Origin of the sequence: Micropruina sp., from assembly GCF_047606665.1 — a bacterium.
Taxonomy (GTDB): Bacteria; Actinomycetota; Actinomycetes; order Propionibacteriales; family Propionibacteriaceae; genus Micropruina.
Genome location: NZ_JASGEF010000067.1, coordinates 1 through 23,643 on the forward strand (window position 1 = coordinate 1; position 23,643 = coordinate 23,643).

At 68.7% G+C, this 23,643-nt stretch carries 20 protein-coding genes; 15 read left to right on the top strand and 5 right to left on the bottom strand.

All coding sequences use genetic code 11. The features are described 5' to 3' along the window. Positions 1–368, bottom strand: a 368-nt coding sequence (locus QM619_RS16015) for a hypothetical protein (RefSeq protein ID WP_415111017.1), incomplete at its 3' end; no start/stop codon positions are given. A gap of 649 nt (positions 369–1,017) precedes the next feature. On the opposite strand from QM619_RS16015, the gene dnaK reads away from it, so the two are divergent. From dnaK to QM619_RS16035, 4 genes are all read left to right on the top strand, one after another. After that, positions 1,018–2,877: a molecular chaperone DnaK gene (gene dnaK, locus QM619_RS16020; protein ID WP_415111020.1), complete on the top strand. Its 1,860-nt coding sequence runs from the start codon at positions 1,018–1,020 to the stop codon at positions 2,875–2,877. Between the two features lie 58 nt (positions 2,878–2,935). After that, the gene (gene grpE, locus QM619_RS16025) at positions 2,936–3,535 is read left to right on the top strand and encodes a nucleotide exchange factor GrpE (protein ID WP_415111023.1); all 600 of its coding nucleotides are present in this window, start codon (positions 2,936–2,938) and stop codon (positions 3,533–3,535) included. A 118-nt stretch (positions 3,536–3,653) separates the two neighbouring features. Continuing rightward, positions 3,654–4,808, top strand: a complete 1,155-nt coding sequence (gene dnaJ / locus QM619_RS16030; RefSeq protein ID WP_415111026.1) for a molecular chaperone DnaJ — start codon at positions 3,654–3,656, stop codon at positions 4,806–4,808. A 1-nt stretch (position 4,809) separates the two neighbouring features. After that, on the top strand, positions 4,810–5,259 hold the full coding sequence (locus QM619_RS16035; protein WP_415111029.1) for a heat shock protein transcriptional repressor HspR: 450 nt from the start codon (positions 4,810–4,812) through the stop codon (positions 5,257–5,259). Positions 5,260–5,415: 156 nt separating this feature from the next. On the opposite strand, the gene QM619_RS16040 is transcribed toward QM619_RS16035, so the two are convergent. After that, positions 5,416–5,787: a hypothetical protein gene (locus tag QM619_RS16040; protein ID WP_415111032.1), complete on the bottom strand. Its 372-nt coding sequence runs from the start codon at positions 5,785–5,787 to the stop codon at positions 5,416–5,418. Between the two features lie 413 nt (positions 5,788–6,200). On the opposite strand from QM619_RS16040, the gene QM619_RS16045 reads away from it, so the two are divergent. The 4 genes from QM619_RS16045 (at position 6,201) to QM619_RS16060 (ending at position 11,928) form a co-directional block, all read left to right on the top strand. Further along, the gene (locus QM619_RS16045; protein ID WP_415111035.1) at positions 6,201–7,562 is read left to right on the top strand and encodes a protealysin inhibitor emfourin; all 1,362 of its coding nucleotides are present in this window, start codon (positions 6,201–6,203) and stop codon (positions 7,560–7,562) included. Between the two features lie 70 nt (positions 7,563–7,632). Beyond that, a complete protein-coding gene (locus QM619_RS16050) occupies positions 7,633–9,933 on the top strand; it encodes an FdhF/YdeP family oxidoreductase (protein WP_415111038.1) in 2,301 nt (766 codons plus the stop codon). Then, positions 9,933–10,763 carry a formate dehydrogenase accessory sulfurtransferase FdhD gene (gene fdhD / locus QM619_RS16055; protein WP_415111041.1) on the top strand — a complete coding sequence of 277 codons (831 nt, stop codon included), beginning with the start codon at positions 9,933–9,935 and terminating at the stop codon, positions 10,761–10,763. Before QM619_RS16050 ends, fdhD begins: the two co-directional genes overlap by 1 nt. A gap of 271 nt (positions 10,764–11,034) precedes the next feature. After that, entirely contained in the window at positions 11,035–11,928 is an 894-nt protein-coding gene (locus tag QM619_RS16060; RefSeq protein ID WP_415111044.1) for a hypothetical protein, read from the top strand. On the opposite strand, the gene QM619_RS16065 is transcribed toward QM619_RS16060, so the two are convergent. Next, a complete protein-coding gene (locus QM619_RS16065) occupies positions 11,901–12,218 on the bottom strand; it encodes a Dabb family protein (RefSeq protein ID WP_415111047.1) in 318 nt (105 codons plus the stop codon). The genes QM619_RS16060 and QM619_RS16065 overlap by 28 nt on opposite strands. A 155-nt stretch (positions 12,219–12,373) precedes the next feature. Here QM619_RS16065 and QM619_RS16070 point away from each other — a divergent pair, with 155 nt between their 5' ends. Beyond that, on the top strand, positions 12,374–12,919 hold the full coding sequence (locus QM619_RS16070) for an MGMT family protein (RefSeq protein WP_415111050.1): 546 nt from the start codon (positions 12,374–12,376) through the stop codon (positions 12,917–12,919). A gap of 1 nt (position 12,920) precedes the next feature. Here the strand turns inward: QM619_RS16070 and QM619_RS16075 are convergent, their stop codons facing one another. Both QM619_RS16075 and QM619_RS16080 read right to left on the bottom strand, forming a co-directional pair. After that, positions 12,921–13,691: a hypothetical protein gene (locus tag QM619_RS16075; RefSeq protein ID WP_415111053.1), complete on the bottom strand. Its 771-nt coding sequence runs from the start codon at positions 13,689–13,691 to the stop codon at positions 12,921–12,923. A 170-nt stretch (positions 13,692–13,861) separates the two neighbouring features. Next, entirely contained in the window at positions 13,862–15,592 is a 1,731-nt protein-coding gene (locus QM619_RS16080) for an NAD-dependent malic enzyme (protein ID WP_415111056.1), read from the bottom strand. Positions 15,593–16,162: 570 nt separating this feature from the next. Here QM619_RS16080 and clpB point away from each other — a divergent pair. The 6 genes from clpB to QM619_RS16110 form a co-directional block, all read left to right on the top strand. Next, the gene (gene clpB, locus QM619_RS16085; protein ID WP_415111059.1) at positions 16,163–18,745 is read left to right on the top strand and encodes an ATP-dependent chaperone ClpB; all 2,583 of its coding nucleotides are present in this window, start codon (positions 16,163–16,165) and stop codon (positions 18,743–18,745) included. A gap of 257 nt (positions 18,746–19,002) precedes the next feature. Further along, positions 19,003–20,223 carry a hypothetical protein gene (locus QM619_RS16090; protein WP_415111062.1) on the top strand — a complete coding sequence of 407 codons (1,221 nt, stop codon included), beginning with the start codon at positions 19,003–19,005 and terminating at the stop codon, positions 20,221–20,223. Positions 20,224–20,332: 109 nt separating this feature from the next. Next, positions 20,333–20,752 (top strand): TSUP family transporter, encoded by a 420-nt coding sequence (locus QM619_RS16095; protein ID WP_415111065.1) that lies wholly within the window; start codon positions 20,333–20,335, stop codon positions 20,750–20,752. After that, the gene (gene cysC / locus QM619_RS16100; RefSeq protein WP_415111068.1) at positions 20,749–21,978 is read left to right on the top strand and encodes an adenylyl-sulfate kinase; all 1,230 of its coding nucleotides are present in this window, start codon (positions 20,749–20,751) and stop codon (positions 21,976–21,978) included. The genes QM619_RS16095 and cysC overlap by 4 nt, the downstream gene beginning before the upstream one ends. 42 nt (positions 21,979–22,020) lie before the next feature. Next, positions 22,021–22,923: a sulfate adenylyltransferase subunit CysD gene (cysD, locus tag QM619_RS16105; protein ID WP_415111070.1), complete on the top strand. Its 903-nt coding sequence runs from the start codon at positions 22,021–22,023 to the stop codon at positions 22,921–22,923. Continuing rightward, positions 22,923–23,643 (top strand): sulfate adenylyltransferase subunit 1 (locus tag QM619_RS16110; RefSeq protein ID WP_415111073.1); only part of this gene is annotated, 721 nt, incomplete at its 3' end. The genes cysD and QM619_RS16110, both read left to right, overlap by 1 nt.

Below are 23,643 nucleotides of genomic sequence, written 5' to 3' on the forward strand. Positions count from 1 at the left end.
GTCGGCGTCGGGGTCGGCGTCGGGGTGGGGGTGGGGGTGGGGGTGGGGGTCGGCGTCGGGGTGGGGGTCGGCGTCGGGGTCGGCGACTTCTTAGGGGTGCGCTTCGGCAGCGGGCCGGCCGAGGTCGGTGTGGGCGACGACGTGAACGGCGTGTCGGTGGGCGTCGGAAAGATGGTGGTCACCGCAGCACGGCCCGGCGCGGGCAAGGCCCGGTTGTCGTTGGCGGCGCCGTGGATCAGGAAGAACCAGCCAACGAACAGCACGATCAGGCCGACCATCGTGCCGATCGCGATCGCTCGTGCGACAGAGCCGTTGCCGTCGGGACGCCGAGGCAGGTCGCCAATGCCGGCGGCCGTCGAACTCGGCACGGGCGTGACTCCGTCGTCCAGTGACGACTCCTGCGACGGGGACGTGGATGGCAGGGCGCGCCGCGGTGACGAGGACCGCGGCGTGCGGGTGGCCGAGGGCGCCGGTGAGGCCGCGGTGGCTGAGCCGGTGCCCGCCGCGGGGTCGTCGGGACGATCGGTAGGCACCCTGCGTCTCTCCCTTCGTCTCGAATCCTGCCGGCGACCAGCTAGCGCGGGCCCGTGGTGGGCGGTGCGACACCGCCGACCTGGTGGGCTTTCGGGCTCCGCCCACTGGCCGGGTCTGCGTGGGGGTGACCCCCAGGCTAGACCGTCACGTCCCTGTGGTCTCCTGTTGGACGGCGATCGTGATCGTGGTGCAACCATCGGCGTCCGCAATGCGACATGAGACGGGGAGCGTCGCTGCGTGCCAGGATGCCTGGCTCGTTCTCTCCGCCGCCAGTCCGGACCTCCATGGGTCACCGCAGGCGGTCGTCGAGTGGCCTGGGGTGGACGTCCAGACCGATGTTGTCTCGTTTGGTGAACACGGGAATACGGTGGCCACGCCCATAGTTGAGTCAGGTGCGCTCAACCTTGCGATTGAGCGTGTTAGGCTCAACAACGTGGCCGGCTGGAGTCGGCAGTAGCACATCACACACTGGAGGAACCCGCAATGGCTCGTGCAGTAGGCATCGACCTCGGCACCACCAACTCGGTCATCGCCGTCCTGGAGGGCGGCGAGCCCACCGTCATCCCCAACGCCGAGGGCGCCCGCACGACGCCGTCGGTGGTGGCTTTCACCAAGAACGGCGAGGTGCTGGTCGGCGAGGTCGCCAAGCGTCAGGCCGTCACCAATGTCGACCGCACCATCCGCTCGGTCAAGCGGCACATGGGCACCACCTGGTCGGTGGACATCGACGGAAAGAAGTACACCGCGCAGGAGATCAGCGCCCGCGTGCTGCAGAAGCTGAAGCGGGACGCCGAGGCCTACCTCGGTGAGCCGGTCACCAACGCGGTGATCACCGTCCCGGCCTACTTCTCCGACGCGGAGCGGCAGGCCACCAAGGAGGCCGGTGAGATCGCCGGCCTGACCGTCGACCGGATCATCAACGAGCCGACCGCGGCCGCCCTGGCCTACGGGCTGGACAAGGGGCACACCGAGCAGACCGTGCTGGTCTTCGACCTCGGCGGCGGCACCTTCGACGTGTCGCTGCTGGAGATCGCCGACGGCGTCTTCGAGGTGAAGGCCACCAAGGGCGACAACCGGCTGGGCGGTGACGACTGGGATCAGCGCATCGTCGACTGGCTGGTGAAGCAGTTCAAGAACGCCAACGGCATCGACCTGAGCAAGGACAAGATGGCTCGCCAGCGGCTCCAGGAGGCCGCCGAGCGCGCCAAGATCGAGCTGTCCTCCACCCAGGAGACCTCGATCAACCTGCCCTACATCACCGCCGGCGCCGAGGGTCCGCTGCACCTGGACGAGAAGCTCACCCGGGCCGAGTTCCAGCGGATGACCCAGGACCTGCTGGACCGCTGCCGCTCACCGTTCAACGCGGTGATCTCGGACGCCAGCACCTCGGTCGGCAAGATCGACCACGTCATCCTGGTCGGCGGCTCCACCCGGATGCCGGCCGTGGCCGATCTGGTCAAGGAGCTGACCGGCGGCAAGGAGCCCAACAAGAGCGTCAACCCGGACGAGGTTGTCGCGCTGGGTGCCGCGCTGCAGGCCGGCGTGCTGAAGGGTGAGGTGAAGGACGTCCTGCTGCTCGACGTCACCCCGCTGAGCCTCGGCATCGAGACCAAGGGTGGCGTGATGACCAAGATCATCGAGCGCAACACCACCATCCCGACCAAGCGGTCCGAGGTGTTCACCACCGCCGAGGACAACCAGCCATCGGTGATGATCCAGGTCTACCAGGGCGAGCGCGACTTCGCCCGCGACAACAAGTCGCTGGGCAACTTCGAGCTCACCGGGCTGATGCCGGCGCCGCGCAACGTGCCGCAGATCGAGGTCACCTTCGACATCGATGCCAACGGCATCGTGCATGTGCACGCCAAGGACCTGGCCACCGGCAAGGAGCAGTCCATGACGGTGACCGGCGGTTCGGCGCTGGGCAAGGACGACATCGACCGGATGGTGAAGGACGCCGAGTCGCACGCGGAGGAGGACCGCAGGCGTCGCGAGGCCGTCGAGATGCGCAACGAGGCGGACGCCCTGGCGTTCCGCACCGAGAAGCTGATCGCCGACAACGCCGAGTCGATCGGCGACGACGTGAAGGCCCCCGTCGAGGAGTCCCTGGCCAAGCTGAAGGAAGCGCTGGCCGGCGACGACAACGACGCGGTCAAGGCCGCCATGGACGATCTGAACACCAAGGCGTCCGCGATGGGCCAGGCGATGTACGCCGCCGCCCAGGCCAAGCAGGCCAGCGACGCGCAGGCCTCTGGTTCGGAGAGCCAGGACGCCCCGTCCGCTGCCGATGACGATGTCGTGGACGCCGAGATCGTCGACGACGAGGACAACGACAAGAAGTGACGCCGTCGGCCGGTCCGTGGGTGCTTCACCCGCGGACCGGCCGCGCAAAGGAGAATCCGTGAGCAAGCACGAGCAGCAGCCCGCAGCCGATCCGACCCCGGCGTCGCCCGAGGACACCACCGAGGCGACCGAACCGGCCGCGGCCGACGAGACAGCCGCGTCGACCGGCGCCGATCAGGCGTCCGACGCAGCCGCCGCGGCGTCCGTGGACGAGCCGGTGGCGGCGGCCAAGATCGCCGAACTGGACGAACTGGTCGCCGAGCGCACCCACGACCTGCAGCGGCTGCAGGCCGAATACGCGAACTACAAGAAGCGGGTCGATCGCGACCGCGCGTTGTCCCGGCAGGGCGGCATCGAGGCGGTCGTGCTGGATCTGCTCCCGGTGCTGGACAGCATCGAGGCGGCCCGCGAGCACGACGAGCTCACCGGCGGCTTCAAGCTGGTCGCCGAGGAGTTGGAGCGGCTGACCGCCAAGTACGGCCTGACCGTCTACGGCGAAGTCGGCGAGCCGTTCGACCCGAACGTCCACGAGGCGCTGATGCACCTGCCGATGGAGGGCGTCGAGGTCACCACCGTCTCTGCGATCATGCAGAAGGGCGTCCGGCTGAACGACCGGGTGCTGCGGCCGGCACGGGTCGGTGTCGCGGAACCCGAATGACATTCCGCTGGTTGGGCGTGTCGCAACAACCGTCGGTCGAGCTTGTCGAGACCACGGAACGGTTGGTCGAGCTTGTCGAGACCGCACACGATGGAGAGAGGAAAGGAGGCGTCAGGACATGAGCACCAAGGACTGGCTCGAGAAGGACTACTACAAGGTCCTCGGTGTCTCCTCCAGCGCCAAGCCGGACGAGATCAAGAAGGCCTTCCGCAAGCTGGCGCGAGAGAACCATCCTGACCAGAACCACAACAATCCGGCCGCCGAGCAGCGCTTCAAGGACATCTCCGAGGCCAACTCGGTGCTGTCCGATCCGAAGAAGCGCAAGGAGTACGACGACGCCCGCAGCCTGTTCAGCGGTGGCGGTTTCCGGTTCCCCGGTGGCGGTCAGGGGCCGTCGATGGAGGATCTGTTCCGCAACGCGGGCGGTGCCACGCCTGGTGGCAACAACATCTCCGACCTGTTCGGGAACCTGTTCGGCGGCACCTCGACCCGACGGACCACGACCAGCCGCGGCCCGCGACGCGGGCAGGACATCGAGGGTGAGGCGACCATCGACTTCACCGATGCCGTCGCCGGTGTCACCGTCACCATGCAGACGGTGTCGGACGAGGCCTGCGCGGCCTGCTCGGGCACCGGCGCGAAGTCGGGGACCCTGCCGAAGGTCTGCCAGACCTGTCAGGGCAGCGGCATGCAGACCTCGACCTCGGGCGGCGTGTTCGCGGTCAGCGAGCCGTGTCACGACTGCCGTGGCCGGGGCCTGATCGTCGAGGAGCCGTGCCCGGTGTGTGCCGGCTCGGGCCGCGGCCGCTCGACCAAGTCGATGCAGGTGCGCATCCCGGCCGGCGTGATCGACGGTCAGAAGATCCGGATCAAGGGCAAGGGCGGTTCCGGCGAGAACGGGGGCGCTCCGGGCGATCTGTACGTGCTGGTGCACGTCCGTCCGCACAAGCTGTTCGGCCGCAAGGGCGACAACCTCACCCTGACCGTGCCGGTGACCTTCACCGAGGCGGCGCTCGGCGCCGACATCTCGGTGCCGACGCTGTCCGGTCAGCGAGTGACGTTGAAGATCGGTCCGGGGACCCCCAACGGCCGCACCTTCCGCGTCCGCGGCAAGGGAGTGCACAAGGCCGACGGCAGCACCGGCGACCTGCTGGTCACCGTCGAGGTGCAGGTGCCGAACGCGCTGAACGACACCGCCAAGGAGGCGCTGGCCAGCTTCGCCGCGGCGATGGGCGACGACGCCGATCCGCGGGCCTCGTTGTACGGAGGCTGAGATGACCAGTTCGTCCGGGTTCCTGCCGCAGCGGATCGACTCCGACGCGCCGATCTTCGTGATCTCGGTGGCCGCGCAGCTGGCCGAGATGCATCCGCAGACGCTGCGCGGCTACGACAGGGTCGGGCTGGTGGTGCCGCGGCGCGCCCGCGGTCGCGGTCGCCGCTACTCGTTGCGCGACATCGCCAAGCTGCGGCACATCCAACATCTCTCGCAGCGCGAGGGCATCAACCTCGAAGGCATCCGGCGCATCCTGGCCTTGGAGGACGAACTGGACGCTCTGCGCAGCCAGCTGGCCAGGGTGGCCGAACTGGTCGCCGAGTTGCAGGCCGAGCCGCGCGCGTCGCGCGTCTTCACCGCGGCGTCCGCCGGCGACGTCCATCTCGGACGCCGCGCGACCCGCCGTCCGACCCTGGCACTTCCGGGGCGTCCGCCCTTGTCGGACGCCTGACCCTCGCCGGGTTCAGGGGATGGTTCCGTTCCGGTTCGGAACGCGGGGACGGTTCTTTCGGTCACCGCGCCGTCCTCAACGGTCCACCGAGATCGCGGGTCCGTGGTCGGCAGAAACGTATTGGCGTCCGGACTCATGAGTCCGGACGCCGAGGCTTCAGGCCGTCCGAGCGCGCCGGGCCTTGATGAATGACCGGACGCCGACGGCGAGGTAGATCACCAGCGCGACGAACATCACCACGCTCTCCAGGATCGCTGCCGGACGCTCCGCGGTGCCGTTGAACACCTGGCCGATCTTCACGACGTTCATCAGCGAGCCGAGGACGCCGAGCAGCGCGACGGCGAGCGCACCGTGGATCGCGTGCCGATGCAGCCGTGGGTTCCGGGCGAGCCAGCCGGCGATCAGCAGCAACACCCCGACCGCGCTGGGGATCAGTGCGGTCAGGCTGGCCGCACCGGTGGCTAAGTAGGTGACCACTCCGGTCAGGGCGAGCAGGCCACCGATGGCCATGGTGAGCTTCGTAATCACGGACCTCGTCCTCTCGTCGGAGAACGATCGTCTCACGGATGCGCGGTGCCGCTGGTCCGGGCACGGGCGAGAGGGCTCAATCGGACCCATCGTTCGCGGGAACGAGTTGGTCAACTGGCGACCGATTCGACCGGCGTCTCGCCTCGGCCGCCTGGACGGCTCGCAAATCGGTCGCCATCTGACCACGGTGATGGCTATCGCGGACCGGGCCGGCAGGTTGAGGGCGATGTGCCTCTCCACGACCACCCCTACCGCCAGCACCCCGTCCGTGGCGACCTGATAGCGAGAAGAGGCACGGTGCTGGCCGAGTGATACCGGCGGCCGGCAGCAGTCGGAGAACCGTCTTGGCCCGGACGCGGGAGGCCGGCCCACCGTCCCCGGAAACTGTCAGTGGGCGGCGGCATCCTTGAGGTATGGCACAGATCAGGCACTCCATCGTCCCGCCCTACCTGTTGCGGAGGCTGGCCGAAAGCCCCGAGCCGGGGATCGCGGACGTGGCCCAGCGGACGCTGATGGCCAATCAATCGCTGTGGGCCGGCCGCGGTCGGGCGACGTTTGCGCCGATCTATCGGCGCTCTGTGATGCCGGGTGAGGCGTCCCCGCGACGCGAGATCAGCACGGCGAAGAACACCGAGCAGCTGCCGGGAACCGTGGTGCGCCGCGAGGGCGACGCCCCGACCGGAGACCCGGCGGCCGACGAGGCCTACGACGGGTTCGGTGCGACCTGGGAACTCTTCCACGACGTCTACGGACGCGACTCGATCGACGGCGCCGGCATGCTGCTGCCCGGCACGGTGCACTACGGCGAGGGTTACGACAACGCCTTCTGGGACGGCACCCGGATGGTCTTCGGCGACGGTGACGACGACATCTTCGGACGCTTCACGGCCAGCCTCGAGGTGATCGGCCACGAGCTCACCCATGGCGTGACCGAGCGCACCGCCGGCCTGGTCTACTCCGACCAGCCCGGAGCCCTGAACGAGCACATCTCCGACGTGTTCGGCAGCCTGGTCAAGCAGCATCGCCTCGGCCAGGACGCCGCGACCGCCGACTGGCTGATCGGTGCCGACCTGTTGCTGCCCGGCGTCGACGGGGTGGCGCTACGCAGCATGATCGCGCCCGGCACCGCATATGACGACCCACGGCTCGGCAAAGATCCGCAGCCCGACCACATGGACCGGCTCGTCCACACCACCGACGACAGCGGCTGCGTCCACATCAACTCGGGCATCCCCAACCGGGCGTTCGCGTTGGCGGCACGGGCGATCGGCGGTCCGGCCTGGGTCGCCGCCGGACAGGTCTGGTACGACGTCCTCACCGGCGGTGCGCTCGGTCAGCACGCCGACTTCGCGACCTTCGCCGCGCTGACCATTCAGGCGGCCCAGACCAGGTTCGGCGACGGCGGCCGCGAACATGCCGCGATCGCCGACGGCTGGCGCCAGGTGGGAGTCGCTGCGACGAATGGCCCGGTGAGCGATCGCGGTGCTCCTTCCCTGTCGGACGCCGACCTGCTGTTGCGCCGCACCGGCGGCGTGACCGGGGTCGTCCGAGAACGACGCACCTCTTTGGACGCGCTTCCGCCTCCCGACGCCGAGAAATGGAACTCGCTGCTCACCTCGAATGCTCTGGTCGACATCGCCCGCGGACATCCGGTCCGCGACGGCTTCTGCTACCGGGTTGCCTGCGAGGCGCTCGCGGTCGATGTGACGCTGGCCGAGGACGACCTGACCACACCGCAACGCACGCTGTTCCGCCGGACGTTGCTGGGTCGATAGCGGGCGGGGTGGCCGCGAGGCGTCCACGGGCAGATACTGGGTCGAACGTTGCGGAAAGACAGGAGGGGCGATGGCCACGAAGGCGCCGATCGAGGACGCCGGCGATGCCCGGATGCGCCTGGGCAAGCCCAAATCGTATGGCGCGGGTGTGCCCGGCGTGGTCAGGGCGCTGGAGCACGCGGGTGCGCAAATGGGCGTCGTCCGTTCGGTGCTGACGCTGACCGCGATCAACCAGAAGGAGGGCTTCGACTGCCCCGGCTGCGCCTGGCCCGACCCCGACCACCGGCATGTCGCAGAGTTCTGCGAGAACGGCGCGAAGGCGGTTGCCGAAGAGGCGACGGTGCGCCGGGTGACCCGCGACTTCTTCGCCACCCACCCGGTCGCCGACCTAGCGACGCGCTCCGATCACTGGCTCGGCCAGCAGGGACGGCTCACCGAACCGATGCTGTTGCGCGAGGGTGGCACTCACTACCAACCGATCGACTGGGACGAGGCGTTCGACCTGATCGCCGGCGAGTTGCGGGCGCTGAATAGCCCGGACGAGGCGATCTTCTACACCTCGGGGCGGACCTCCAATGAGGCGGCGTTCGCCTATCAGCTGTTCGTTCGGGCCTTCGGCACCAACAACCTGCCTGACTGCTCGAACATGTGCCACGAGTCCAGCGGATCGGCGCTCGGCCAGACCCTCGGTATCGGCAAGGGCACCGTCACACTGGAGGACATCCACACCACCGAACTGGTGATCATCGCCGGGCAGAATCCGGGCACCAACCATCCGCGGATGCTGTCGGCGCTGGAGCGGACGAAGGCTAACGGCGGCCGGATCATCGCGGTGAATCCCCTGATCGAAGCCGGGTTGAAGGCGTTCCGGAATCCACAGACCGTCAGAGGCGTGCTGCGCGGCGGCGTCGAACTGGCCGACCAGTACTGCCAGATCAGGCTCAACGGCGACCTGGCGTTCTTCCAGGGCCTGAACAAGCTGCTGCTCGAGGCCGACGCGCTTGATCACGCGTTCATCGCCGAACACACCAGCGGTTTCGACGATTTCCGCGCTCACCTCGCCACCGTCGACTGGGCCGACATCGAACGCGCCACCGGGATGAGCCGGGCCGACCTGGAGAAGGTCGCCGCGCAGGTGCAGGCGGCCGAGTCGATCATCGTCTGCTGGGCGATGGGCCTCACCCAGCACAAGAATTCGGTGCCGACGATCCGCGAGATCGTCAACTTCCTGCTGCTGCGTGGCAACGTCGGACGTCCGGGTGCCGGCGCCTGCCCGGTGCGCGGCCACTCCAACGTGCAAGGCGACCGGACCGTCGGCATCAATGAACGCCCGCCCGCGGCGCTGCTGGATGCCCTCGACCGACACTTCGGAATCGCCTCGCCGCGCGAGCACGGCCACGACGTGGTCGCCGCGATCCGGGCGATGCGCGACGGACAGTGCGGGGTGTTCCTGGCCGTCGGCGGCAACTTCGTCCGGGCGACTCCCGATTCGAAGGTCACCGAGGCGGCAATGCGCAACGTCGGGCTGACGGTGCACGTCTCCACCAAGCTGAACGGGTCGCACGCGGTGACCGGACGGCAGGCGCTGATCCTGCCCACCCTGGGTCGCACCGAACACGACCGCACCGGCGGACGGGAACAGTTCGTCACCGTCGAGGACTCGATGGGCATGGTGCACGCCTCCCGCGGACGGCTGGCGCCGGCCACCGACCAGCTGCGCTCCGAGGTGGACATCGTCTGCTCGATCGCCGAGCGGACCGTCGGCTCGGACCTCATCGACTGGGCGGCGATGCGCGCCGACTACGCCACCATCCGCGGCCACATCGAAGCCTGCATCACGGGGTTCGAACGCTACGAGGAACGGGTGAACACCCCGCTCGGCTTCGCGCTGCCGAACGGCCCGCGGGATTCGCGCACCTTCCGGACCTCGACCGGCAAGGCCCGGTTCACCGCCAACGAACTGGTCATCGTCGAAGTGCCGCCGGGGCATCTGCTGCTGCAGACGGTGCGTAGCCACGACCAGTTCAACACCACCATCTATGGCATGGACGACGTCTACCGCGGCGTGAAAGCGGGGCGGCGGGTGCTGTTCATCCACCCCGACGACCAGAAAGAACTGGGTTTCGCCGACGGGGACCTGGTGGATCTGGTCTCGATCTGGCCGGGCGATGCGGGCACCGAGGAGCGCCGGGCGCACGGCTTCCGGCTGGTCGACTATGCGACAGCGCGCGGCTGTGTCGCGGCATACTTCCCGGAGACGAACGTGCTGGTGCCGCTCGATTCGGTCGCCGACGAGTCCGGGACGCCCACCTCGAAGTCGATCGTGATCCGGCTGGAGCCGGCCGGTGACGACCCGGTCGGGTGGCGTTGATGGGTCGAGTCACCCAGCGGACGCGGGTCGTCCGGGTCGAGCGGGACGCCGTCCGGACCCGCGAGGACCGGCTGGCCGTCGAGGAGCCGCTCGAACTGAGGTTGGGCGGACGTCCGCACGCCGTCACCATGCGCACCCCCGGTCACGACATCGAGCTGGCCCACGGCTGGCTGCATGCCGAGGGTGTGATCGCCGATTCCGCCGACGTGGTGCGCGCCCAGTACTGCGCCGGGTCGGTCATCGACGAGGAGACCGGCACCGGGGTGAACACCTACAACGTGCTCGACCTGGTGCTGGCCGCCGGCATTGTGCCGCCGCCGGTGCGCGGCACGTTCACCTCCAGCGCCTGCGGCGTCTGCGGCGCCGACTCGATCGAGACCCTCTGCCGGCGGGGCCGGTGGGATCTCGGTGCCGATGACTCGTCCGTGCCGGCCGAGTTGCTGCTTTCACTGCCCGACCGGCTGCGTCCGTTGCAGCGCACGTTCGAAGCCACCGGCGGCGTCCATGCCGCCGGCCTGTTCGACCTGGACGGCTGCGCGCTCGTCGTCCGCGAAGATGTCGGCCGGCACAACGCCGTCGACAAGGTGATCGGCTGGGCACTGCTGAACGGACGCCTGCCGCTGCGCGCGACGGTGCTGCAACTCAGCGGACGGTTGTCCTTCGAGCTCGTCCAGAAGGCGTATCTCGCCGGCATCCCGATCGTGTCGGCGGTTTCCGCCCCCAGTTCGCTGGCCGTCGACACCGCCCGGCATCTCGGCCTCACCCTCGCCGGCTTCGTCCGCGACTCATCCCTCAACCTCTACACCCACACCCACCGCGTCCGCACCTGAACCGAGGCCGGTCACCAATGTTGGGGGACGGTTCTGCGGCGTGCGATTTTCGAACGATCGGGGACGGTTCTGCGGCGTGCGATTTTCGAACGATCGGGGACGGTTCTACGGCGTGCGATTTTCGACCGATCGGGGACGGTTCTGCGGCGTGCGATTTTCGAAGTTCGGAGAACCGTCCCCCCGCGTGCGATTTTCGAATGCGGAAGAACCGTCCCCCGTGAACCGAGGGAGCCGTGATGACAGCTGCCGCGTGGCCGGGCAGGCTGGGGGAGTGGATCTGGACGAGGCGGCCGCCGAACTGTATGGCGCCGATCTGGACGACTTCATGGCGGTCCGGACGCGACTGGTAGCACAGGCCCGTGCCGCCAAGGACCGTCCGCTCGTCAGGGCGGTCGCGGCGCTGAAGAAGCCGACCCGGTCGGCCTGGCTGGTGAACCTGCTGTCGCGCGGGGCGTCCGACCGGCTGGGGTCGTTGGCGGATCTGGCGGCGCGGATGACGGCGGCACACCAGCGGCTGGACGTCGACGCGTTGCGCAGCCTGGGTGTTGAGCGACAGCAGCTGGTCACCGCGTTGACCACCAATGCGGTCGAGGAGGGGTCACGGCGCGGCTACCAGGCGACCGAAGCTGTCCGGGCGGAGGTGGCCGGCACGATCGCCGCCGCCGTGGCCGACGCGGACGCCCTCACCGACGTCCTGGCTGGGCGTACGGTGAAACCCCTGGTGTATTCAGGTTTCGGATTCCCGCTAGCCTCGCCTGGCGCCACCTCGACGTGCGACATCGTTGCCCAGAGCAAAGCGACCACCGTGGACGATCGGAAGGCGACATCCGATCACGATGCGCAGGAGGCCGGCCGGCGCGTCGCCGTCGAGCGAGCGACTCAGGCATTGCTGCAGGCCAGGGATGCGGTGCAGCAGGCCGAATCCGCCGAGTCGGACGCCCGTCAGTCTCTCGATCGGGCGAGCCAGGAGGTTGCCGATCTTCGTGCTGAACTCCGACGCGCCGAGGACGCGGAGAGCGACGCCCGACGGGCGGCGAGCGAGGCCGCCGACCGGCTGCACGACGTCCGGATCGAGGCTCAGCAGGCCGAGCAGGCCTTGGCGGAGGCCACCAGGGCGTTGGCCGAGGGTGAGAGGCGTCAGGTGCCGAGCGCGGACGGGTCGTAGTCGATGCAGGACCGGCTGGTGCGCCGGGCACCGATCAGCGCGACCACCTTCTGATGCTCGGGATGCACCGCGTAGCCCTGTAGCGCCGCCGGGTCGGTGAACACCGAATAGATGGCCAGGTCGAAGGTGTTGTCGAGCCCCGGCTGCCGGGTGATCACCTCGAACTCGACGATCCCGTCGATGAGCCCCGGCAGCGCCCGCAACGCCTCGGCGACCAGCGCCACATTGGTCGCCTTGTCGGCGCCCTCGGCATGCTCGGCGAACTCCCAGGCCACGATGTGCTTGATCATGCGTTCAACCTACTGGCCGGACGCCGACGCGTGGGCCGAAGGGCCGTCCTGCGCACCAATCGGCCACGGGTGACCAAGGGAACCGTCCCACGGGGACCGGGGGAGCCGTCCCCCGCGGTCACTGCCGTTACCTGCCGGTGGCCTACCGTGGCTCCGTGGACGACTTTCTGGTGGATCGGGTGCTGCTCGCCGTCGAGCAGATTCCGGCCGGACGAGTCACCTCGTACGGCGATATCGCCCGTGTGGTCGGCACCGGGCCGCGGCAGGTCGGCGGCGTCCTCAGCCGGTACGGCAACGACGCCCCGTGGTGGCGGGTGACCGGGCACGACGGCGCCATGGCGTCCGGACTGATCGGACGCGCCCGCCAACACTGGGCGGAGGAGGGCATCCCGGTGAACGCGAGCCGAACTGGTTGCCGGATCGCCGCCTGCCGAGCCGACCAGGTCGCGTTGAAACATGCCTACACGCACGCGCTCGATGCGCTCCTCGCCACCACCGGGACGCCGCTGCCGCGGATCGGCGTGCCGGCCACCCGTGCGCTGACGACAGTGGGGGTCGGCTATCTGGAGCACCTGCTGGACTGGTCGCGGGACGAACTGCTCGCCGTCCACGGCGTCGGACCCCGGACGATAGAGCTCATCGAGGACGCCCTCGCCGAGCACGGTTGGCGGCTGCGCGACCACCCGTCGGCTCGCGAGTGAATTAGGGCCTGTTGCGAGAAGCCCGGTCCGGCTCGCCCGGCCTTGCGTCCCTACCGCCAGCGTGTTCGTCAGGTGCCACCCCATCCGCCTCGATCGACGCCACTGCCGCCCGCATTCGGGCAATCTCGGCGGGCGCGGCCTCCCGAGCCAAAGCGGGTATCTCGAACATGTGACGGCGCAGTTCGGCCGGGATCGCGGCGACCACCTCGGCCGGTGCGGTCAGCGCCTTGTCGTACAGCACCAGACCTTGGACGTAGTAGAGGTCGACGAACTTCGCCCGACCGGCGGAATCTCGCATCACGTTGCCGGGGTTGTCGTCCAGCGGCCCACACCAGCGCAGCTGGGATTCGGCGTCCCTGTGGACCCGGTCGATCAGTGCCGCAGCCCTGCCGAGTTCGGGATCGGTCCGCAACTCCGCCGCGTCGTGGAGCCGGTCATGCCAGCGTTTCGCCTCGTCGACCGGCACTTCCTGAAGCAACTCCATCACGATCAGGTGGCCGCCGCCGTCGAGGCGACGGTGCGCGTCGAGCCGAGGGAGATAGCGATTACCGGCGCCCTCGCGATACAGCCACACGGTGAACGGGCAGGCCGGATCGAACGGACTCACCCGCGCGGCGAACTCCCCGGTAGGCGAGCGGTATGCGCGCGCCCAGTCGCCCTCGCCGCAGAGCGTCCAGCCGTCGGCGAGCAGCCAATCCTCGACCTCATCGTGTCGAGGCGGGACGCCGTGCGCGTCCACCCGGACCAGCAGCCGTCGCTTCGCCTCGTCCACGGCGCAGACGATAGCGGCCGAGGAAAGTGCCGCCTCCGCTGGTCGAGGCGCTGGTCGAGACCCTCCTTGGTTTCGACAAGCTCAACCAGCGGTGGCTGGCTTGGTTCGACACGCTCAGGTTCGACAGGCTCATCATGCGGGGTCGACAAGCTCGACCGGTGGGTGTGTCCTCACTCGCCTTCGACGGGCAAGACCTCGAGCCGGGGATATTCCGGCTTCCACATCCGCTGATAGATGTCGTTGATCGGGTTCGTCATCGGCGTCCGGGCCAATCCCTGCTGCTCGGCGGTCCTGGCCACCGCCAGCGCCACCGCTGCCGCGACCAGCCGCAGATCGCTCATCGACGGCAGCAGTGAGGCGCCCGGACGGTATTCGTTCACCAGTCCGGCCAGCGCCGCGGCGGAGGCGTAGATCATCTGGTCGCTCACCCGTGTCGCCCGCACCACCGACACACCCAACCCGAGGCCGGGGAAGATCAGCGCGTTATTGGCCTGCGCGATGGTGTGGTAGACCTCGCCGTGCCGGATGGTGCCGTACGGGCTGCCGGTCGCGATCAGCGCCCGTCCGTCGGTCCAGTCCAGCAGGTCGGCCGGGTGGGCCTCCGACCGCGAGGTCGGGTTCGACAGCGGCATGATGATCGGCCGCTCACAGCTCTGCGCCATCGCCGTCACCACCGGACGGGCGAACGCGCCGGTCTGCGCCGACGTCCCAATCAGGATGGTCGGCTGCACCGCCCGCACCGTCTCGTCCAGCGTGATCCGGACCGGATCGGCGACATCCCAGCCGTCGACCTCCGAGCGCGAACGGGCGTAGGGCTGCTGGAAGTCGCGGACGCCGGTGCCGTCCTCCACGATCAGGCCGCGGCTGTTGAAGGCATAGAACTGGTCGTGGGCGCGGTCGGCGTCCAGCCCGTCGCGGATCATCGCCTCGCGGATGATGTCGGCGATGCCGACCCCAGCGGTACCGGCGCCGAACACCACCACCCGGTGCTGGCGTAGCGGCACCCCGGTCAGCCGGACAGCGGCCAGCACGGCCGCCAGCACTACGGCCGCCGTGCCCTGGATGTCGTCGTTGAAGGTGCAGATCCGGTCGCTGTAACGCTCCAGAATGCGGTGCGCGTTGCCGGCGCCGAAGTCCTCCCAGTGGAGCATCGCGTTAGGGAACTGCTTGGTGACAGCCGCCACGAACGCCTCGATGAACGCGTCGTAGCGCTCGCCGCGCACCCGGGCATGGTGCTCGCCGAGGTAGACGTCGCTGTGCAGCAGGCCGAGGTTGTCGGTGCCGACGTCCAGCACGATCGGAACGGCCCGGCGGGGATGGATGCCGGCCGCCGCGGTGTAGACGCTGAGCTTGCCCAGCGCGATCTGGATGCCGCCGATGCCCTGGTCGCCGATGCCGAGGATGCCCTCGGAGTCGGTCACCACGACCAGGTCGACGTCGTCGCCGTCCAACTCGTAGTTGGCTAGCGACTGCTCCATCAGCTCGGGGCGATCGATGGACAGGAACAGGCCGCGCTGGCCGACGTACTCGTGGCTGAACCGCTCGATCGCCTCGCCGATGGTGGGGGTGTAGATGATCGGCAGCATCTCTTCGAGATTCTCGCTGAGCAGCCGGTAGAACAGCACCTCGTTGCGGTCGCGCAGTTGCGAGAGGTAGATGTACTTCGACAGTGGGGACGGCGAGCGGCTGTACTGCGCGTAGGTGCGGCGCAACTGCTCCTCAATGGTGCTCACCTTGCCGGGAAGCAGACCGGACAGTGCCAGTTCGGCCCGCTGCTCCATGGTGAATGCGGTGCCCCGGTTCGCCACCGGGTTGCGCAAGATGCGGCGTCCACGCGCCCGCACTCGGAGCATGATCTCGCTATTGCTGGTGGTCACCAAGTGGTAGTCGCTGCGGCGCATTCAGGATCCTTCGGCGGCGGGGTCCCGGTGAGCCTACCGGCTCCAGCAACGGCTGGGATCGCGGCTCAGTGCGCGGCGCGGCAAAGGTGGCAATGCCCGCGTCCTCCATGAGACATGCGGTCTGGACTGGCCGCAGGTACTGGAGGACGCGGCGCGGCGTCACCTGCGCTCGACCCGGTCGATTGAGATTCATATATGAGCCGTCTAGGCGGACCGCTCCCTGTGCTCGTCGTCGTGCTGGCCACGGGGTCTGGACCCTGATGCGGCAGGTCCACCACCTACAGCATGAAGGCCGGTGAGCCTGTCGGCTCAGGCCATGCCTGGGATCGCGCCTCAGTGCGTGGCGACGGACCGAGGGGACGGTTCCGGTTCGGTTCAGGGCCACCGATTGGAAGATTCGGATCTCGACCGAGAGAACCGTCCCGGAGCACCCGACGGTGGATGTCGTCAGCCCACCGCGGACGGTTGACGCTGCCGATCACCGGAGTGGGAGCGGAATACGCGCCCCGGGACTATGGTTGAGTCTAGTGGACTCAACTTTGGTTTTACCTTCAGGAGACACGCACGACAATGGATACTTCGAAGCTCACCGCCAAGAGCCGGGATGGCGTCTCGGCCGCGCTCCGCAACGCCCTCACCAACGGCAACCCGAGCGCCGAACCGGTGCACCTGCTGCACGCCCTGCTGATGGTGCCCGACAACACCGTCGGCTCCCTGCTCAGCGCGGTGGGCGCCGATCCCAAGGTGGTCGACGCCGCCGCACAGGGAGCGATCACCAAGCTGCCCAGCGCGTCCGGCAACTCGGTCAGCCAGCCTGGCCTGTCCGGCAGCCTGGCGCGGGTGCTGGCGGACGCCGAGACGCGGGCCGAGCAGCTGGGCGACGAATTCGTCGCCACCGAGCATCTGATGATCGGTTTGGCCGCGATCGTCAGCGATGCGCAGAAGATCCTGCTGCAATTCGGCGCCGACGCGAAGAAGCTGACCACGGCGTTCAACGACGCCCGTGGCGACAAGCGGATCACCTCGGCCGAACAGGAGGGTGGCGAATCCACCCTCGACAAGTACTCGGTCGACCTGACCGCGCGGGCCCGCGACGGCAAGCTCGATCCGGTGATCGGACGTGACGCCGAGATCCGCCGGGTGGTCCAGGTGCTGGCCCGGCGCACCAAGAACAACCCGGTGCTGATCGGCGAGCCCGGCGTTGGCAAGACCGCCGTCGTCGAGGGCCTGGCGCAGCGGGTGGTGGCCGGCGACGTCCCCGACTCGCTGAAGGGACGCCGGGTGGTCTCCCTCGACCTGGCCTCGATGGTGGCCGGCGCGAAATACCGCGGCGAGTTCGAAGAGCGGCTGAAGGCCGTGCTGAACGAGATCCGGGACGCCGAGGGCCAGGTGATCACCTTCATCGACGAGCTGCACACCGTGGTCGGCGCCGGCGCGTCCGGCGATTCCTCGATGGACGCCGGCAACATGCTCAAGCCGATGCTGGCCCGCGGCGAACTGCGGATGATCGGCGCCACCACGCTCGACGAGTACCGCGAGCGGATCGAGAAGGATCCGGCGCTGGAGCGCCGCTTCCAGCAGGTGTTCGTCGGCGAGCCGTCCGTGGAGGACACCATCGCCATCCTGCGTGGCCTGCGGGAACGCTACGAGGCGCACCACAAGGTGCGGATCACCGACGGCGCGCTGGTCGCGGCGGCGTCGTTGTCGAGCCGGTACATCACCAGCCGGCAGCTGCCCGACAAGGCGATCGACCTGATCGACGAGTCGGCGTCCCGGCTGCGGATGGAGATCGACTCTTCGCCGGAGGAGATCGACCAGCTGCGCCGCAGCATCGACCGGATGACCATGCAGAGCTTCGCGCTGGAGAAGGAGACCGACCCCGCGTCCGTCGAGCGCTACCAGCGGCTGCAGGCCGAACTGGCCGACGCCCAGGAGGAGCTGCGCGGACTGGAGGGCCGCTGGGAGGCGGAGAAGTCCGGGTTGAACCGGGTCGGCGAGTTGAAGGCCAAGGTGGACGAGCTGCGGATCACCGCCGACCGCGCCCAGCGCGAGGGCGACCTGACCAAGGCGTCCCAGATCCTCTACGGCGAGATCCCGGCCCTGCAAGCCGAGATGGACGCCGCGCAGCAGGCCGAATCCGACCTGACCCCGATGGTCAGCGAGGAGGTGTCGGCCACCGACATCGCCGAGGTGGTGGCGTCCTGGACGGGCATCCCGGTCGGCAAGCTGCTGCAGGGCGAGAGCGAGAAGCTGCTCACCATGGAGGAGCGGCTGGGCGAGCGGCTGATCGGCCAGCGCCAGGCCGTCGTCGCCGTCTCGGACGCGGTGCGCCGCTCGCGTGCGGGCATCTCCGACCCGAACCGGCCCACCGGCTCGTTCCTGTTCCTCGGCCCGACCGGCGTCGGCAAGACCGAGCTGGCCAAGTCGCTGGCCGAGTTCCTGTTCGACGACGAGCACTCGATGGTGCGGATCGACATGAGCGAGTACGGCGAGAAGCACTCGGTGTCGCGGCTCGTCGGGGCGCCTCCCGGCTACGTCGGCTACGAAGAGGGCGGCCAGCTGACCGAGGCGGTGCGCCGGCGGCCCTACTCGGTGATCCTGCTCGACGAGGTCGAGAAGGCGCATCCCGAGGTGTTCAACGTCCTGCTGCAGGTGTTCGACGACGGACGCCTCACCGACGGCCAGGGCCGCACGGTCGACTTCCGCAACGTCATCCTGATCATGACCAGCAACCTGGGCTCGCAGTACCTGGCCGATCCCAGCCTGGAGCCGGAGCTGAAGGAGCAGGCGGTGATGGGCGTGGTGCGGCAGGCGTTCAAGCCCGAGTTCCTGAACCGGTTGGACGAGATAGTGATGTTCACCCCGCTGGGCACCGAGGACCTGAGCAAGATCGTCGACATCCAGCTGCGCCGGCTGAACTCCCGGCTGGCCGACCGCCGGATCCACGTCGAGGTCACCCAGGCCGGCAAGGACTGGCTGGCGCTGACCGGCTTCGACCCGGTCTACGGTGCCCGTCCGCTCAAGCGGCTGGTGCAGACCACCATCGAGGACGCGATGGCCCGCCGGATGCTGGCCGGCGACATCGTGGACGGCGACACCGTCCGCTTCGATGTGGCCGCCGACAGCAGCGGCCTGGTGGTTGTCGAAGGCTGACCGCCGCTCGGTGAACCGAGCAGGAACCGTCCTCTGGACGATCGGGGATGGCTTTTCGGTTCCCTGTCGATCGAGTTCGCCGAGATCGGTGACAATGCCTCCGGCGGGATCAGGCGGCTTGTATCCCACATGGACAGCAAACCGAGAAATTCATGGCTTTGCCACAGCTGGCGGACAGGCACGGCGATACCGTCTGCGATTGAGTAGTGGTCCGCGAAGCGCCGCGGTTGCCCATCGACGTCGACGACAGGAGGATTATGTCCGCCGTGGAGGCACTGCCGCCCACCGTGAGGCTGTTCCACATCGGTCCGCAGAAGACCGGAACGACCGCCCTCCAAACGGCCGCTGCTGCCCAGCGTCCGCAACTGATGGCGCATGGCGTCCTCTACCCAGGGCGGGCGGTGAATCACCGCCTGGCGGTAGCCTCCCTGGTCGGAAAGACGATCGGCTTGAAGGCTGCGTCGGACGGCACCCCCACCCAGCCGCCGCCGCGACGTTACTGGAACGACCTGGTCGCCGAGGTGAACAGATATCCCGACCGGCGGGCCTGGTTCGGACACGAGTACGCGGCCGGCGCCACGACGAGCGTGATCCGCGAAGTCCACGACACCTTCGGCGACGACCTGCACATTCTGATCACCCTGCGCAGCGTGGCGCGAATGCTGCCGTCGATCTGGCAGGAGACGAACAAGGCCGCAGGCAATCGCGGCACCTTCGACCGCTGGCTGCGGCACGCGTTCACCCCTGGCGCCAAGGTGAACGTGATCGTCCAGACCCGGCACGATCAGGGTGCCCTGGTGCGCCGCTGGGCTGATGTCGTCGGCCGAGAGAACGTCACTGTCGTGGTGCTCAACCCTCGCGATCACGACTTCCTGCCGCACACCGTCGAGCAGCTGCTCGGCCTGCCGGTCGGGCTGTTGGCGATGGCCGAACGGGAGGAGCATGCAGTCAATCGTTCGTTGACCGCCCCTGAGGTGGAGTTGTTCCGCCAGTTCAACCGGCGGTTCCGTGGCTACGACACCACGCCCCGCGAGCACGAGCTGGTGATGATCCGCGGCATGGTCCCGCGTGTGCTCGGCTATCGCGAGCCGCCGTCCGGCGAACCGCGGCTGGCGATGCCCGACTGGGCGGCCGATCTCGCCGACGACGCCGCGCTGCGCAATGCGGACGCGGTGGCGGCCAGTGGCGTCCGGGTGATCGGCGATCTGGACCATCTCCGGCTGCCCGCGCATCGACGCCGCGAACCCGGCGAGGACCATCGCAGCGTGACCTGCGTCCCAGTCGACCTGGCTGTCGAGGCGATGCTCGGCGTGGCCGCCGTCGCGCTGGGCCGCGACGCCGGCTTTGCCCGTTCGCCGGAGCGGCCGATGTCGCTGGCCTCGGTGCCCGTCAAAGAGCTCGCGGCCGAACTGTCCCGGCGCGGAGCCGGCCGAGTCGTACGGCTGGTCCGCCGGCGCTTCGGTAGGGTCAAGTCGTAGCCGCCGGCCACGGATACGATGACCGACGACCTGGCCCAGGATGCGGCTTCGTGCCTCCGAGGGAGTGCGTCGGCCTTAGCCTGGACCGAACCCGTCACGGACGATAGAGGTGAGCAAACTGGACATCGGGATCGCGGTGGCCGGGCTACTCGTGGGGATGGTAGTCGGCCTCACGGGCATGGGCGGCGGCGCCCTGATGACACCGGTGCTGGTGCTGCCCTTCAAGGTCGACGCGTTGACGGAGATCTCCAGCGATGTGGTGAGCAGGCTGTTCATGAAGCCGGCCGGCGTGGTGGCGCACATCATGCGCAAGACCGCGAACCTGCAGCTGGTGCTGTGGCTGTGCATCGGTTCGGCGACTTCGGCCTTCGTCGGTGCGATGGTGGTCGACCATCTGCGTGGCCTGGCCGGCCTCGCAGAGATCCTGCTCGCCATGCTCGGGGTGGCGTTGCTGCTCGCCTCGGCCGGCCCGATCATCGGGGCCTGGTTTCAGAAGCGGGTTCACGGGGAAGCCGGTGATGAGCCGTGACCACGACGATCGACTGGGCGGGGCTCGCCGACCTGCCGGCGCTCATCGTCGAGGCCGGTGACCTGGAGCTGGTCGAACTCGTCCAACGCAGGCTGGTTGCCCCGCGACTGAGGCTGACCCAGGCGGCTGCGGAAGCCGTCGGTGACGCCGCCTCGGTGGTGATCAAGGACGCCGAAGCCACCCCGCTGCTGCTCGGCCGCGTCGTGGCCGGGGTGCTGGAGGTGGAGACGCTGCGTACCGTGGCCCCGGTCGACATCGAGAGCCTGAGTGAGGCGGACGGCCCCGCCGATCTGGCGGTGGTCGCCCAAGGGGTGCCGACCTCGTCCGATCTGGCGCGGTTGGACGCGCTGATCGCGCCGCGCAGCACCGTGTTCTGGCTCGCCCTGGCCGGCCGCTCCCGTACCGGACGGCAACTGCTCGGCGACCTGCCCGAGGCGATCCGGGCCTGCGGCCGGGGGAGCCATCGGATCGTCCGGGTGCCGTGGCCGGATCCGGGGGCGCGCGGGTTGTTCGAGCGCCCGCGGATGCCGACGCCGTCGGGGCTGGCGCAGGCGTACCGGGCCAAACACTTCATCGTGGTCGGCGAGCGTTTCGGGGAAGCCGTCGCCCGCACCCACCGTGGCGGCACCGTGGTGTTCCTCACAGGCCTCTCCGGTTCCGGCAAGTCGACCATCGCCAAGGCGCTGCGCAATGCCCTCGAACCGCGCACCACCCGCGAGGTGACCCTGCTGGACGGCGACGACGTCCGCCGGATGCTGTCCGCGGGCCTGGGTTTCGACACAGCCGGACGGGAGGCGAACGTCCGCCGCACCGGCTGGGTGGCCGCCCTGCTGGCCCGGCACGGTGGTATCGCGATCACCGCGTTGATCGCCCCGTTCGCCGAGGGCCGGGCCGAGGCGGCCCGGATGGCCCGGCAAGGCGCGGACTTCCTGGAGGTGTGGGTCTCGACACCGCTGGAGGAGTGCGAGCGGCGCGACCGCAAGGGCCTGTACGCGCGGGCCCGATCGGGCGAACTGACCAACTTCACCGGCATCGACTCGCCGTACGAGGCGCCGGAGAACGCCGATCTGGTGATCGACACAACCACCACCGGCGTCGATGACGCGGTGGCTCTGATTCTCGCCGAATTGCGGGAGCGTGCGCGCCGCCGCGGGGACGACCTGACTCGCCGGACCTCCGAGCGCGTCGACGCCGAGCGGCACGAGCAGGCCAGCTATGACATCTGACCCCGTCGCACAGTTCGAAATCGCACAGTTCGAAGGAGAATCATGAGCCGCTACGTGCTGAATCACCTGCGTGCGCTCGAAGCTGAAAGCATCCATATCATCCGCGAGGTGGCCGCCGAGATGGAGCGGCCCTGCCTGCTGTTCTCCGGCGGCAAGGACTCGGTGGTGATGAGCGTGCTCGCCCAGAAGGCGTTCGCGCCGGCCAGGATTCCGTTCCCGTTCATGCATGTGGACACCGGGCTCAACTTCCACGAGGTGATCGCCTTCCGGGACTGGTGGGTGGAACAGCTGGAGGTGCAGCTGGTGGTCGCGTCCGTCCCAGAGGCGATCGAGCGGGGATTGGTGCAGCCCGAGCCGAATGGTTCGCGCAACCGGGTGCAGACCCCGGTCCTGCTGGACGCGATCGAACAGCACCGCTTCGATGCTCTGTTCGGTGGTGCCCGCCGCGACGAGGAGAAGGCACGCGCCAAGGAACGGGTGTTCTCGTTCCGGGACGACTTCGGGCAATGGGATCCGAAGAATCAGCGTCCCGAGCTGTGGAACCTGTACAACGGCCGGGTGAACATGGGCGAGAGCATCCGGGTCTTCCCGTTGTCGAACTGGACCGAGCTGGACACCTGGACCTACATCGCCGAAGAGGATCTGCCGCTGCCGAACCTGTACTTCGCGCGCGAGCGGGAGGTGGTGCGCCGGCAGGGCATGCTCTACGCGGTGAACGAGTTCGTGGTGCCGACCGAGGGCGAGAAGACCCAGCGGCTGAGCGTCCGCTACCGCACCATGGGCGATGCCAATCTCACCGGTGCGGTCGAATCGCTGGCGGACACCAAGGAGGCGATCGTGGCCGAGATCGCGGCCGCCCGACTGACCGAACGCGGCGCGACCCGCGGCGATGACCGGGTCAGCGAGGCGGCGATGGAGGACCGGAAGAAGGAGGGCTACTTCTGATGAGCGAATCGACGGCTGACATGTTGGGCGGCGGTGACCTGCTCCGGTTCGCCACCGCCGGAAGCGTGGACGACGGCAAGAGCACCCTGATCGGCCGGCTGCTGTACGACTCGAAGGCTATCTTCGAGGACCAGTACGACGCCGTGGAGCGGGTCAGCAACCAGCGCGGCGACGATTATGTGGACTTGGCGCTGCTCACCGACGGGCTGCGCGCCGAGCGGGAGCAGGGCATCACGATCGACGTGGCCTACCGGTACTTCGCCACCCCCAAGCGCAAGTTCGTCATCGCCGACACACCGGGGCATCCGCAGTACACCCGCAACATGGTGACCGGCGCCTCCACCGCCGATGCGGCACTGATCCTGGTGGACGCCCGCAAGGGGATGACCGAGCAGAGCCGGCGGCACTCCTTCCTCGCCACCCTGCTGGGCGTGCGGCACCTGATCGTCTGCATCAACAAGATGGACCTGGTCGACTACTCCGAAGAGGCCTACAACAGGATCGTCGACGAGTTCAGTTCGTTCGCCAGCCGGCTCAAGGTGGGTGACCTGGAGTTCATCCCGATCTCGGCGCTAGCCGGCGACAACGTGGTGACCCGCAGCGAGCGGACGCCGTGGTATGACGGGCCCTCCCTGCTCTACCACCTGGAACACCTGCACGTGGCCTCGGACCGCAACCTCACCGACGTCCGGTTCCCGGTGCAGTACGTGATCCGACCAC